Origin of the sequence: Streptomyces sp. NBC_01176 (assembly GCF_045039825.1) — a bacterium.
Lineage (GTDB): Bacteria > Actinomycetota > Actinomycetes > Streptomycetales > Streptomycetaceae > Streptomyces.
Map to the genome: position 1 here is coordinate 3077339 of NZ_CP108600.1, position 14029 is coordinate 3091367.

At 72.3% G+C, this 14029-nt stretch carries 8 protein-coding genes; 1 reads left to right on the forward strand and 7 read right to left on the reverse strand.

The features are described from left to right. Nucleotides 1-78 precede the first annotated feature (78 nt). The 5 genes from OG199_RS13020 to OG199_RS13040 form a co-directional block, all read right to left on the reverse strand. The gene (locus tag OG199_RS13020) at nt 79-2109 is read right to left on the reverse strand and encodes an ATP-dependent DNA helicase (protein ID WP_405829603.1); all 2031 of its coding nucleotides are present in this window, start codon (nt 2107-2109) and stop codon (nt 79-81) included. Between the two features lie 115 nt (nt 2110-2224). Beyond that, nucleotides 2225-4132 (reverse strand): IucA/IucC family protein, encoded by a 1908-nt coding sequence (locus OG199_RS13025; RefSeq protein WP_405829605.1) that lies wholly within the window; start codon nt 4130-4132, stop codon nt 2225-2227. 57 nt (nt 4133-4189) lie between these two features. Continuing rightward, nucleotides 4190-4948, reverse strand: coding sequence for a GNAT family N-acetyltransferase (locus OG199_RS13030; protein ID WP_405834519.1), 759 nt, complete (start codon nt 4946-4948; stop codon nt 4190-4192). A gap of 330 nt (nt 4949-5278) precedes the next feature. Then, entirely contained in the window at nt 5279-7465 is a 2187-nt protein-coding gene (locus OG199_RS13035; protein WP_405829607.1) for an IucA/IucC family protein, read from the reverse strand. Between the two features lie 199 nt (nt 7466-7664). Then, the gene (locus OG199_RS13040) at nt 7665-9077 is read right to left on the reverse strand and encodes a diaminobutyrate--2-oxoglutarate transaminase family protein (RefSeq protein WP_405829608.1); all 1413 of its coding nucleotides are present in this window, start codon (nt 9075-9077) and stop codon (nt 7665-7667) included. Between the two features lie 307 nt (nt 9078-9384). On the opposite strand from OG199_RS13040, the gene OG199_RS13045 reads away from it, so the two are divergent. Beyond that, on the forward strand, nt 9385-10614 hold the full coding sequence (locus tag OG199_RS13045) for a hypothetical protein (RefSeq protein ID WP_356805112.1): 1230 nt from the start codon (nt 9385-9387) through the stop codon (nt 10612-10614). Between the two features lie 142 nt (nt 10615-10756). On the opposite strand, the gene hflX is transcribed toward OG199_RS13045, so the two are convergent. Further along, the gene (gene hflX / locus OG199_RS13050) at nt 10757-12250 is read right to left on the reverse strand and encodes a GTPase HflX (RefSeq protein ID WP_266702036.1); all 1494 of its coding nucleotides are present in this window, start codon (nt 12248-12250) and stop codon (nt 10757-10759) included. A gap of 191 nt (nt 12251-12441) precedes the next feature. After that, complete coding sequence (locus OG199_RS13055; protein WP_405829610.1) at nt 12442-14010, reverse strand: M1 family metallopeptidase; 1569 nt, start codon at nt 14008-14010, stop codon at nt 12442-12444. Between the last annotated feature and the right edge of the window lie 19 nt (nt 14011-14029).

A 14029-nucleotide genomic window follows, 5' to 3' on the forward strand; every position in this document is an offset into this window, starting at 1 on the left:
CCGGCCCGCAGAGCGCCCGACGTCCCTCGCCTCTGCCCCGAGCACCGCTCGAAGCGACCGGCCCTCGGCGGGCCACCGCTACGCCTCCTCGGCCGGCGCCGACGACTCCGCCTCCTCCGTCTTCTGACCGTTGGGCGCGTCCTCCGCCTTCCGTGCCGCCTCGTCGATCGCCGCGAGCGACCTCCGGACCTGGTTGCGGTCCGTCGTGTACCAGAAGTCGGGCAGCGAGGCCTTGAGATAGCTGCCGTAGCGAGCCGTGGCCAGGCGCTGGTCCAGCACCGCGACGACACCACGGTCCCCCGTGGCACGTACGAGGCGGCCGGCGCCCTGCGCCATGAGCAGCGCCGCGTGCGTGGCGGCGACGGCCATGAAGCCATTGCCGCCGTTGTCCTCGACGGCCTTCTGGCGGGCGCTCATCAGCGGGTCGTCGGGGCGCGGGAACGGGATCTTGTCCATGACGACCAGCTGACAGCTGGGGCCGGGGACGTCCACGCCCTGCCAGAGCGAGAGCGTGCCGAACAGACAGGTCTGCGGGTCGGCCGCGAAGTTCTTGATCAGCTCACCGAGCGTCTCCTCACCCTGCAGCAGGATGGGGTACTCGGGGATGCGCGTGCGCAGTTCCTCCGCCGCGAGCTGGGCGGCCCGCATCGAGGAGAACAGGCCCAGCGTGCGGCCCCCGGCGGACTGGATCAGCTCGGTGAGCTCGTCCAGCATGTCGCCGCGGTCACCGTCACGCGCGGGGCGTGCCAGGTGCTTGGCCACGTACAGAATGCCCTGCCGCGGGTAGTCGAAGGGCGAGCCGACGTCGACGCCCTTCCACTGCGGGAGGTCGTCGCCCTCCGTGCCCTCCGGGGCGAGCCCCAGCGACGCCCCCACTCCGTTGAAGTCGCCGCCGAGCTTCAGGGTGGCCGAGGTCAGCACGACCGACCGGTCCGAGAAGAGCTTCTCCCTGAGGAGGCCGGACACCGACATGGGGGCCACCCGCAGCGACGCGCCGAAGCGGTCGTGGCGCTCGTACCAGACGACGTCCCACTCGGAGCCGTTGGTGATCCGCTCCGCCACGTCGTGGACCGACTCGACCGCGGCGAGGGCCTGCTTGCGGACCGCGTCCTCGTCCTGGACGGACTTGTCGCGGGTGGAGCCGATCGCCGAGATCACCGTGCGCGCGGCGTCACGCAGTGCCATCAGCGCGTATCCGAGATCCTCCGGGATCTCCTCCAGGCGTCCGGGAAGCGCCAGCTCCATCAGCCGCTCGAAGCCCTCGGCGGCGGTCTGCAACTGGTCGGCGGCCTTCTCGTTGACGAGCCGTGCGGCGCGTCGGACGGCACGGTTGACCTGGCCGGGGGTGAGCTCGCCGGTCGCGACGCCGGTGACGCGGGAGACCAGCTCATGGGCCTCGTCGACGATCAGTACCTCGTGCTGCGGGAGGACGGGCGCGCCCTCGATGGCGTCGATCGCGAGCAGCGCGTGGTTGGTGACGACGACCTCGGCGAGCTTGGCGCGCTCGCGGGCCATCTCCGCGAAGCACTCCGCTCCGTAGGCGCATTTGCTCGCGCCCAGGCACTCCCGGGACGACACGGACACCTGGCTCCAGGCCCGGTCGGAGACGCCGGGCGTGAGGTTGTCACGGTCGCCGGTCTCGGTCTCGTCCGACCAGTCCCGCAGGCGCAGCAGGTCCTGGCCCAGCTTGCTGGTGGGCGCGGCGGCCTCGAACTGGTCGAAGAGGCCCTCTTCCTCCTCCTGCGGCACACCCTCGTGCAGCCGGTGCAGGCACAGATAGTTCGACCGGCCCTTGAGCATCGCGAACTCGGGGCGGCGGCGCAGCAGCGGATGCAGCGCGTCCACGGTCCGTGGAAGATCACGCTCCACGAGCTGTCGCTGGAGCGCCAGGGTGGCGGTCGCCACGACGACGCGCTCCCCGTGGGCGAGCGCCGGCACCAGATAGCCGAGCGACTTTCCGGTGCCGGTGCCCGCCTGCACCAGCAGGTGGGAGCTGTCGTCGATGGCACCCGCGACGGCTTCGGCCATGGTCACCTGGCCAGGGCGCTCCGTGCCGCCGACGGCGGTGACGGCGGCATGCAGGAGTTCGGGGAGTGAGGGCTCTGTCATAGCGATGCCAGCCTACGGGGCTCCACCGACAACCGGGCGATCACGGCCCGGACGACGGACACGATCAGGACGACGGCCGCGGCGCCGGTCATGACGACGGGGGCGGGGCGGGTGATCACGACGTGTGGAGGGGGTTCGGCACGGTGCCGTGCACGGCGGCGTGAGGGCGCTCGGGGCGGTCGCGGTAGCCGTCCAGATGCAGCCGGTTGCGGTTCAGGCACAGGCGCTCGATACGCGGGGTGAGCAGGTCGAACGTCTCGTGACGTTCCTTGAGCTCCGGGAAGCGGGTCTGGTGGCGGACGACCTCGGCGCGGACGAGTGACCAGAACTCGGCCTCCGGAACACCCAGTTGTTCCTCGCAGAGCGGCGCGAGATAGCGGAAGACCCCCACGAAGAGCCCGGAGTGGATGAACTGGGTCAGGAAGGCCGGCGGCTCGGTCAGCAGCACCTCGCGCACCTCGTCGGGCATGGAGGAGTGCTCGGGCAGTGGATCCGCGCTCACGTTGACGTCGTCGACGAAGTCCTTCACGGCGAGTCGGACCGGTACGTCATGGTCGTCGAAGACGACGATCGCGTTCTCCCCGTGGGGGCTGAACACCGTGCCGTACCGATAGAGGAAGTGCAGGAGCGGGGGCAGGAGCGCGGCGAAGAGCCGGCGCAGCCAGGCCCGGGGTGCGAGACCGGAGCGGGCGACCAGCTCCGCGGTGAAGGCGCGACCCTGGGGATCGGTGTGCAGGAGGGCGGCCAGGGTGCGGGCGCGCTCGCCGGGTGCGAGGTGCCGCGAGACCGGCTCGCGCCAGATCGCGCCGAGCAGTTCCCGGTACTGGTAGGGCACTTCGGGCAGTCCGTCGTACACGGGATGGTGGACGGTGACCGAGGCGACCTCGCCGAGCAGGATCACCCCGCAGGTGTCGCGCAGGAACGGGTCGGCGTCCCTCAGGGTCCGCATCCAGGCGGTGACCGCGGGGGCCGCGAGCGTGCGCTCCGTGGGGAGACCCCGCCACACCAGGGTGTTGAGGACGGACAGCGGAAGCTTCACCGTGTGCCGGTCCGGGCGCGAGACGTTGAGGAAGGTGCGGATCGACTGCTGGGGCAGGCGCAGATCACCGTCGGAGGGCAGCGGCACGATCGCTCCCGCGGCGACGTGCGGCGCGAACAGCGGCAGCACGACGTCGTCCCACTGCCACGGGTGCACGGGCAGGTAGAGGTACGACTCCGGTGCGAGCCCGCGGTTGCGGAGGACCTCGTCGAAGGCGTCGCGGGTGGCGGGAGCCAGTTCGCGTGCGTAGAGCTGTTCGGCGGTGTCGAGGCCGCCGACCCCTCGGTACGTGGCCAGCGTCGTGTGCACCGCGATCCAGGGGAGGGGCGTGGCCCGGCGGGCCTCGGGGGCCCAGGCGGCGGCGTCCCGCGCGGAGAAGCCGAGGCGGCCCTTGTTGAGCACGATCCAGGGGTGGCCGGTCTGATGACCCTCCAGCTCGGCGTACCCGAGGTCGGCTAATTCGGCGGCCGTACGGGCGTCACGGTCGAGGCGCACGTCCGCGGCGAGCGTCGTGCTGAGCTCGCGCAGGGCGTGGCCCAGCGTCGCGCCGTCCAGCTCCAGCGTGCCGCGGGCCCGGGTGAGGAAGCCGAGCGGGTCGGTGAACGGACACGGCTCCTTCCCCTCTTCCGTGAGGGTGAGCGAGGCGGGGTCGACGCGCCAACTGTCGTACGAGAGGCGGCGGGCGCGGAAGGAGAGGCTGTCGCCGGCGTCGAGCCGGAGGGTGTACGGGCGGAGGGTGCCGGCGTGGGGAGCGTCGTGGTGCGGGGCGTCGCGGTGCGGGGCGTCGCGGTGCGGGGCGTCGCGGTGCGCCGACGGACGCGGGGGGCCCTGTTCCGGCCGGACGATCTCCTCGTGCGCGAACTCCCCGATCATCTTCGCGAGCAGTCGGCGGCCGGCCCGCTCCCAGCGGTCCTCGCGCAGCTCGGGCGGGTCGTACAGGGCGGACGGTCCTTCGGAGGCCGGGCTTGCGGACGGATTCGGCACGGGGACTCCTCGACGGGGAACCGGGACGGGACGAATGGAGTACGGAGAGTGACGGATCTACATCAGGTCGCGCAGGGCCCGGTCGCGCATCATGAGGGCCGCCCTCTTGCCGGGCAGTTCGACCTCGGCGGAGAACCGGAAACCCCCGCTCAGGAAGGCGGAGACGGAGGGGATGTTGCGCAGATCCGGTTCGGCCACGACCCGTGCGCAGGCGGGACGCCGGTCCAGTACGAGATCGGCGACGGCTCTGAGCAGGGCCGAGCCGAGACCGTGCCCGCGGTGGGCGACTCCGCCGATGAGCAGATGGATTCCCGTGTCGTGCGGGCGGGCGGGATAGTGGCGGGCGAGGTGGTCGAGGTCCGCGCGGTAGATCTCCCAGTAGCTCATGGGGGTGTCCTCCAGCAGGCCGATACAGGGCACGCTGCGTCCGTCGCCGTCGAGCTGTCGGTTCAGATGCTCCTCGGTCACCGACTCGGGTCCCGCCAGCTCCCAGAAGGCCGAGACGGCGGGGTCGTTCATCCAGCGGGTGACGAGGGGGAGATCGCGTTCCAGGCGGACCGGAACCAGCTGGAAGGTGCCCACGGGCGTGGCGGTCGGACCCCAGTCGCCGATGCCGCCGAGCAGGTCGTCACGGGCCGGAGCGACGGGAGCGGAGTGGGCCGCGCCCGCACCGCGGTGGTCTCCGGCGCCGCCCGCGCGGACCTCGGCGGGCCGGGTTCCGTCGACCGCGCCGGGTCCCCGGGACGCGCCGGCCTCCCCGGACCGGCCGTCTCCCAGGGATTCCCCGACTACCCCGGCCGACCCGACTGACCCGATGGACCCCGCCGATCCGACTGACCCGACCGGCCCGACCGGCCCTGCCGACCCGGCTGACCCGATCGACCCTGCCGACCCGGCTGACCCGATCGGCTCTGCCGGTCCGGCCGGTCCGACCGGCCCGCCGGGCTCGACCGGCTCGGGTGTGCCGCCGAACAGGGCGATCAACTCGTCGGGCAGGCGCAGGTCGAGAGTGTCCTCGCAGTCCGTGCCCGGGTCGGGGTACGGGTCCGCGCCGGGATCGGTGTCGGGGGCGGTACCGGCGTCGGCGCTCGCATCGGTGGGAGGCACGGCGACGCTCCTCTCAGGAGACGGGGTGGGTCATGTCCCTCAGGAACGAAGGGGGTTGGTGACGGAGACGTAGACGGACTGGGTGTCGACCGGGCCGACGAGTTCGTCGAGGCCGTGCAGCCGGGTGAGCAGGTTGGCCTTGCAGCGCAGAACGGGCGAGTCGAGCAGGAGGGAGGGCAGGGGCGTGCCCAGGCGTCCCGGGCCCGCGGCCACCTCGGTGAGGAAGCGGCGGAAGGCTGCGAGCAACAGCCGTTCTTCGGCGAGGCGTTGGGAGCCGAACGCGCCGATGAGGCCGAACACGTTGTTGATGGCGAGGTAGTAGGCGAAGCGTTCGTCGGTGACCTCGTCGCAGACGAAGGTGTCGCTGTGCACGCCGATGCCGGGCAGCCGGGCGTCGAGTTCCGCGCGCCGTGACGCGCGGAAGTAGTAGCCCTGGTTGTCGCGGTAGCGTCCGCCGACGGGCCACCCCTCGCGGTCGAGCAGGACCAGGGTGTTCTGCTGGTGGGCCTCCAGCGCGATTCCCGCTTCGCCGTCGAGCCAGAGCACGGGGCGGACGACCTGTTCCAGATAGCGCAGGAACCACTCGGTGGCGACGGCCCCGCGGGGCCGGCCGGCGCGGCCGGCGAGCCGGGTGACGATCTCGGCGAGCCGGGACCGCATGACGGGCCTCCGCTCGGCGTCGGCGCGTGCGCCGGGCTGGGCGTGCGGCCGGGGCGAGACGAGCCCGGCGACGCAGCCGGCGTCGTCCGTCGCGCCGAAGGGGTTGTGGCGGATCATCACGTCGAGCCCGGTCAGGGGTGTCCCGTCGGGGGCGTCGACGGCGAGCCAGGCCGGGTCACGGACGATGTCGAAGCCCGGGTGGGCGGCCTGCCACTGCTTGGACAGGCCGCCGCGCAACAGCCGGTGGACCTCCACACCGCGATGGAGCTCCTTACGGAGGTTCTCCCGGCGGGAGTTGGTGATCCGCAGGCCCAGCGACAGCTTCAGCATCGCGGGCGTGCCCGGACGGTAGAGGGTGCGGACGGAGGACGTGGGATGCCAGGGGGAGCCGTACGGGCCGAGGTCCTGGAGCAGTCCCGCGTCGAGCAGGGCCGCGGTCCCGGGGCGGTGCCGGACCTCGCCCATCTGCCAGGGGTGCAGCGGCAGGGCGGCGTACCCGTCGGGCAGCGGCAGTCCGGCTCCGGCCAGCCGTGTGGTGAGCTGCTGTGCGGAGACGGGGCGGCCGCGCTCCGTCCACGCCGAGTCGGACGCCAGCAGCGACGGGGAGACCGCCATCCAGTGCAGCGGGAACGAGCCGCGCAACTCCGGTGAGTACAGCGGCATCTCGGCCTCGGAGAGTTCCTCCCGGCTCTTCGGGGTGGGGTGCAGGGGGTGCCCCAGCAGGAGCGCCTGCTCGGCCGCGAGAAAGAGGTCGGGGGTGTCGGCGGGCCGCTCTCTGCGGTCGCTGATGAACACGACGGTCCGGCGTACGGAGTCGGCGACCCGTCCGACCAGGTCGGACCCTTCACCGAGGGGGTGGCACGCGGGCCCGGGATCCGTGGCGTACGAGCACGCGGTGTCCGTACCGTTCGCGGTGCCCGTGTCAAAGCCGGAGCCGGAGCCGGGGTCGGGGTCGGGGTCGGGGTCGGGGTCGGGGTCGGGGTCGGTGACAGGGTCGGTGCCCGATGTGGGCGCGGGGGCCGTATCCGGCGCGGCCGCGGGAGCGGTACCGAACGTCGGCGTGCGGTCCGTTCCGGACGGCGGGGCCGAGTCCTCTTCCGGTGCCCCGCCGGTCGCGGACGCCGTCCCGATGCCCGGCGCCGGCTGGCGCGCGAGCAGTGCCGCCACCGTGACCGCGTCGGCGGGCGGTGCTTCCTCGGGGGTGTCCGCGAGATGCGGGAGCCCGAAGCGGTGCCAGCCCGTCGGGGACCAGTAGTGGACCGGGACCAGGAGGGACGTCCCGCTGGCCGGGAGGGGGATGCGCAGGGTGCCGTCGACGGGTGCGGCGAGATCGTTCTCCCGTACCCAGCAGCGCAGCAGGTTCTCCACCGTCGCCGCCTGGGCCGCGGTGTGGGCGACAGGGTGCTCCAGCAGGTCGGTGGTGGCGCCGCGCAGCCGCTCGGCCTGCTGGGCCCCTCCCTTCTGCCGGGGGACCGATTCGGCGTCCGCGACGAGCGGGGTGTGCGTGCCACGTCCCGCTCGCTCGGGGGTGGCGAAACGGCCGTCGGGTGCGGGGGTGGCGTTCAAGAGAGTTCCTCGTGGGGTCGTTCGGGCTCGTGCGGCCACGAGCCGGGGCGGGACCGGGATGCGTGGGCTCTTCGGCGTTCCTGGCTGGTCGGGCCGAGGTGGTGGCTACGGCTGCGGGGGTCGTCGAGGCGGGCTCGGGCGGTAGGCGGGGCTAGGACGTGGCCGCCGGGACGCCCGGACCGGACCGGTCGGCGCCCCCTCAGCCCGATCCCCCGCGCGCCACCGCGCCCACCGCGTCCGCCAGCCGGTCGAGTACCGCGGCCGCCTGTTCGTCGGTGATCGTCAGGGGTGGCAGAAGCCGCACGACGCTGGCGTGCCGACCGCCCAGTTCGACGATCAGGCCGCGGCGCAGGCACGCGCGCTGCACGGCGGCGGCGAGTTCCGGGGCGGCGGGCCGGGGTCGGTCGGCGGCGGGGTCGGAGGGCGTCTCGGGGTGCACGAGCTCGACACCGATCATGAGCCCGCGGCCCCGTACGTCGCCGATGCAGGAGAACTCCCCGGCGAGTCGGCGGAGTTCGGCGATCATGCGGGTGCCCAGGGTCGCGGCGCGCTCCGCGAGTCGGTTCTCGCGGACGTACGCGAGGGTCGCCGTGCCCGCCGCCATGGCGAGTTGGTTGCCGCGGAAGGTGCCGGCGTGGGCGCCCGGCTGCCAGACGTCGAGGTCGTCGCGGTACACGACGACGGCGAGCGGCAGGCTGCCGCCGATGGCCTTGGACAGGACCATCACGTCCGGGGTGATCCCGCTGTGCTCCACCGCCCAGAAGGTGCCGGTGCGGCCCACTCCCGTCTGGACCTCGTCCGCGATCAGCGGGATGGACCGGGCCGCCGTGATCTCGCGCATCCGCCGCATCCAGGCGTCCGGAGCGGGAATCACCCCGCCCTCGCCCTGGACGGGTTCGAGGATCATCCCGGCGGGGAGCGGCACGCCCGACTTGGTGTCGTCGAGCACGGACTCGGTCCAGCGCGCGGCGAGTTCCGCGCCGCGCTCGCCGCCGATGCCGAAGGGGCAGCGGTAGTCCTGGGGGTAGGGCAGGCGGGCGACCCGGACGTCGCTCGCGCCGCCGGACGCTTCGAGCGCTCCGGCGGTCATCCCGTGATAGGCGCCGGTGAACGCGAGCAGCCCGGCGCGTCCGGTGGCCGCGCGCACCAGTTTGAACGCGGCCTCGACGGCGTCGGTCCCGGCCGGTCCGCAGAACTGCACCCGCGCGCGTGCGGCGAACTCCGGGGGCAGGGTGCGGAACAGCTCGGTGGTGAAGGCGTCCTTGACGGGTGTGGCGAGGTCGAGGACGTGCAACGGCGCCCCGGAGTCGAGGACTTTCCTGATCGCCTCCAGGACGACCGGGTGGTTGTGACCGAGGGCCAGGGTCCCGGCCCCGGAGAGACAGTCGAGGTAACGGCGCCCGTCCGCGCCCTCGATGGTCAGCCCGCGCGCCCGTACGGGAACGATCGGCAGGGCGCGCGCGTAGGTACGCGCCGCCGATTCGCGCGCCGACTGGCGCCGCAGAATCCCCTCGTGCGCCGCGCGCGCCCCCTCGGAGGCGCCCGGCGAGCCCTCCCGTGTCTCTTCGGGCTCGCGCCCCACCGGCACCACCGCAGAATCGGTCACCGCCACGACTTCAGGTCCTCCCGCTGTGCAGAGGCGAGTTGGCGGGGGGCTCTGAACGCATGGTGCAGGCCCCCCGTACGTACCAACGACGTGACCGGCGTGGGGAAGCGGGTGAGCCGAAGATCCTTGCCGTGACGGAACCGTTGCCGTTCCGTGGGATGTCCCCCACAGCGAGCGCATAGTGTGTGGTGCCGTTCAGCGATACCGGTCGATCGCCGGTTCCGGCCGGTCGATCGGCGCCCGCGGTCCCGTGCCGGCGGTTCCGGACCGGCGGTTCCTGACAAGTTCTCTTACGCCCAGGGGGAGTTACACCATGCCATCCATACGCCCGCCCTTCACCGCCCGTCGAGGGAGGAGCGCGCGCCGCACCACCTCCCCCGTGCTGGCCGCGGTCGGCCTGGCCGCGACCCTGGCGCTGACCGCCACCGCCTGCGACTCGGGCAGCAGCACGGCGAGCGACCGGCCCAGCACGTCGGCGTCCCAGAACGGCGACGACAAGATCAAGATCCCGGACGACATCAGGAACAAGCTCAAGGAGCACGGGATCGACATCGACAAGTGGAAGGGCGGCGCCTGGAAGAACTGGAACCGGGACGACTGGCTGCGCGAGGCGAACGACTTCGTCAACCCCATCATCAAGGGGCTGTGGAACCCGGACCGGATGCGCGGCGCCGACGACCCGGACAAGAACAAGGGCGTCGACGAGAACGACCTCTCCGGTGACCAGGGCGTCACCGATCCGACCCCGGCCCCGGTGGCCGCGAAGGCCGTGAGCCCCGCGTACCACGACAGCGTGCCCGAGGCGGGGAAGGTGTTCTTCGACTCCCCCGAGGGCACGATGGTCTGCTCGGCGACCGTGGTCGAGGACCCCGCGCACCCGGGCAAGTCGAACCTCGTGTGGACCGCGGGCCACTGCGTGCACGCCGGCAAGAAGGGCGGCTGGTACCGCAACATCGCCTTCGTGCCCTCGTACAACAGCGCCGGCAAGACGTCCGCCGAGCTGCAGAACGCCGACCGGACGGAGGTCGCTCCGTACGGTGTCTGGTGGAGCGACTGGGCGCAGACCTCGGACCAGTGGATCGAGCAGGGCGGTCCCACGGGCGGTCAGGGCGCGTCGTACGACTACGCGGTGCTGCACGTGACGCCCGAGAAGGGCGGCGACGGCAAGTCCCTGGAGGAGACGGTCGGCGCCGCGCTCCCGGTGGACTTCGACGCTCCGGCCGTACCGAAGGTCGCGAGCATCACGGCGACGGGCTATCCGGCGGCGGCGCCGTTCGACGGCCAGCGGCTGTACCAGTGCACGGACCGGCCCGGCCGGCTCTCGATCGCCCAGGCGGACCCGACGATGTACCGCATCGGCTGCACCATGACGGGCGGCTCCTCCGGCGGCGGCTGGGTGGCGGCCGGTTCGGACGGCAAGCCGGCGCTGGTGTCCAACACCTCGATCGGCCCGGTCAGCGCGGGCTGGCTGGCGGGCCCGCACCTGGGCGATGTGGCCAAGGGTGTGTACGACTCGGTGAGCAAGAAGTTCGCGGGGCGGTGACGCGACGGGCGTGAGCGGGACGTAGGGCGGCCGGCACCGCCCGGGCCCATGCCGCGGCTGGACGCATGTACGAAGGCCCGCCCCCTGCGTGAGGGGGCGGGCCTTCGTGGGTCCGGGCCCGGGACCCGGGAACTCGGTGGACCTAGAGCGCCGGCGCCGGAACGTACGGCGCGAGGTCCGACGCCAGTTCCTCGTGGACCCGCACCTTGAGCAGGGTGCCCTCCGGGGTGTGCTCCTCGGAGATCACCTCGCCCTCGGAGTGGGCACGCGCGACCAGTCTGCCGTGCGTGTAGGGCACGAGCGCCTCGATCTCGACCGAGGGGCGCGGCAGCTCGTTGTCGATGAGCGCGAGCAGCTCGTCGATGTTCAGGCCGGTGCGGGCGGAGACCGCGATGGAGCGCGTCTCGTTCCGCATCAGGCGCTGGAGGACCAGCGGGTCGGCCGCGTCCGCCTTGTTGATCACCACGATCTCGGGGACGCCGGTGGCGCCGACGTCACGGATGACCTCGCGGACGGCGGCCAGCTGCTCCTCCGGCGCCGGGTGCGATCCGTCGACCACGTGCAGGATGAGGTCGGAGTCGCCGACCTCCTCCATCGTGGAACGGAACGCCTCGACGAGATGGTGCGGCAGATGCCGTACGAAGCCGACGGTGTCCGCGAGCGTGTAGATCCGCCCGCTGGGCGTCTCGGCGCGGCGCACGGTCGGGTCCAGGGTGGCGAACAGCTCGTTCTGGACCAGGACGCCCGCGCCGGTCAGGCGGTTGAGCAGGGACGACTTGCCGGCGTTGGTGTAACCGGCGATGGCGACCGAGGGCACCCTGTTCCTGCGCCGCTCCTGGCGCTTGATCTCGCGGCCGGTCTTCATTTCCGCGATCTCCCGGCGCATCTTCGCCATCTTCTCGCGGATACGGCGCCGGTCCGTCTCGATCTTGGTCTCACCGGGACCACGGGTGGCGAGGCCGCCGCCCTTGCCGCCGCCCATCTGACGGGACAGCGACTGACCCCAGCCGCGCAGCCTCGGCAGCATGTACTGCATCTGCGCGAGCGCGACCTGCGCCTTGCCCTCCCGGGACTTGGCGTGCTGGGCGAAGATGTCGAGGATCAGGGCCGTCCGGTCGATGACCTTGACCTTGACGACGTCCTCGAGGTGGATCAGCTGGCCGGGGCTCAGCTCACCGTCACAGATCACGGTGTCGGCGCCGGTCTCCAGGACGATGTCCCGCAGTTCGTTGGCCTTGCCGGATCCGATGTACGTGGCCGCGTCGGGCTTGTCGCGGCGCTGCACGACACCGTCGAGCACGAGCGCGCCCGCGGTCTCCGCCAGGGCGGCCAGCTCGGCGAGCGAGTTGTCCGCGTCCTGGATGGTTCCCGAGGTCCAGACACCGACGAGGACGACGCGCTCCAGACGGAGCTGCCGGTACTCGACCTCGGTGACGTCCTCGAGTTCGGTGGAGAGGCCGGCGACGCGGCGCAGGGCCGCGCGCTCGGAGCGGTCGAACTGGTCGCCGTCCCGCTCTCCGTCGATCTCGTGGCTCCAGGCGACGTCCTCTTCCATCAGGGCATCGGCCCGAAGACCTTCGGGGTAGTTCTGCGCGAGGCTCTGCGCGTCCTGGGAAGGGGAAGAAGAGGAGGTCATTGGATCCTTACGTCGATGGGTGCACCGGTGCGTCACTGGCGACACCGGTTCGGCGACGGATCGCGCCCGTCTGTGGGAACAACGTCCGGGACCACTGGGAGATTCCCGGATTCCACCGGGCCGGACCCCCGCGGGGGCCGCGCCGCCGACCTGGAGATGGTCGCACGGCACGGCCCGTCTCGTCATGCGAGTTACCGAGTGCCCTTGTGTGCCTTCGGGGCGTCGCTCCTCCAGTCCGGGTGCCCGGGCATCGGGGGTGTCCTCTTCCCGTACAGCCATGCCTGGAAGAACCCGCTCAGATCGCGGTTGCCGATGCTGGAGGCGAGCCGCTCGAAGTCCGCGGTCGAGGCCGTGCCGTCCCGGTGGACGGCCACCCAGGCCCGCTCCAGCCGTTCGAAGGCGGGCCGTCCGATCTCCTGGCGCAGCGCGTACAGGGCGAGCGCGGCGCCGTCGTAGACGTTCGGCCGGAAGATGCTGATCTTCTGGCCCGGCCTGGGCCCCTTCGGTGCCGCGGGCGGACCGCCGGCGGCCCGCCAGGTGTCGGACGCACGGTAGGCCGCCTTCATCCGGGCCTCCATGGGCTTCTTTCCCTTCTCCTGCGCGTACAGGGCCTCGTACCAGGTGGCGTGTCCTTCGTTGAGCCACAGGTCGGACCAGTCACGCGGAGTGACGCTGTCGCCGAACCACTGGTGCGACAGCTCGTGCACCATGATCGACTCGACGTACCACTTGGGGTAGGCGGGCTGGGTGAAGAGCTCCCGCTCGAAGAGGGAGAGCGTCTGTGTCTCGAGTTCGAAGCCGGTGCGCGCCTGGGCCATCAGCAGGCCGTAGGTCTCGAAGGGGTACCGGCCGACCTTGCGCTCCATCCAGGCGATCTGATCGGGGGTCTTCCTGAGCCACGGTTCGAGCCGCTCGCGGTCCTTGGTGGGCACGACGTCGCGGACCGGCAGTCCGTGCGGGCCGGTGCGGTGCAGGACGGTCGAGCGGCCGATGGAGACCTGGGTCAGCTCGGTGGCCATGGGGTGCTTCGTGCGGTACGTCCAGGTGGTGCCCCCGGGGGCGCGGACCGCTCCGGTGGGCAGACCGTTGGCCACGGCCGTGTATCCCTCGGGCGCGGTGACGTGGATGGTGAACATCGCCTTGTCGGAGGGGTGGTCGTTGCACGGGAAGACGAGGTGGCCCGCGTCGGCCTGGTTGGCCATGGCGAGCCCGTCCTTGGTCCGCACCCAGCCGCCGTCCTGGTCGCCGCCGGCCGCCGGATCGCTGTGGTGCCGCACGGTGATCCGCATCCAGCCGCCGGCGGGCACCGGTTGCGCGGGGGTCACCACCAGGTCGTCCCCGGCGCTCGTGAACGCGGCCGGTGACCCGTTGACCTCGACCGATCCCACCGTGCCGTGCGCGTAGTCGAGGTTGACGCGATCGAGGCGGCGCGACGTCACGGCGTCGATCGTGGTGACGGCGGCCAGCGGTTCGGTGTTCTTGCCGGTGTAGGCGAAGGAGAGGTCGTACGACTTGACGTCGTACCCGGGATTGCCCAGGTGCGGGAAGAGACGGTCGCCGATGCCCAGGGGCGTCGCCGGGGACGGGGCACTCGCGGCGACGAGGCAGACGGAGACGGCGGAGGCGAGCAGCGCCGCCCGGACGCGGCGGTTCCGGGGGCCGGGTGGCGTGGTGGCGGGGGCGGTGGAGTCCGGTGTCGTGGCGCCAGGGGTGCCCGACGTGCCGGTGCGGTCGGTGCTGGGACGGGGGGTGAGCAGCATGGACCACCGCTACCAGCGG

What these genes read in the sequence shown, in the direction of transcription:
- hflX (WP_266702036.1), bottom strand. Translation starts at nt 12,250, where the DNA reads ATGACCTCCTCTTCTTCCCCTTCCCAGGACGCGCAGAGCCTCGCGCAG.
- OG199_RS13045 (WP_356805112.1), top strand. Translation starts at nt 9,385, where the DNA reads ATGCCATCCATACGCCCGCCCTTCACCGCCCGTCGAGGGAGGAGCGCG.
- OG199_RS13055 (WP_405829610.1), bottom strand. Translation starts at nt 14,010, where the DNA reads ATGCTGCTCACCCCCCGTCCCAGCACCGACCGCACCGGCACGTCGGGC.
- OG199_RS13020 (WP_405829603.1), bottom strand. Translation starts at nt 2,109, where the DNA reads ATGACAGAGCCCTCACTCCCCGAACTCCTGCATGCCGCCGTCACCGCC.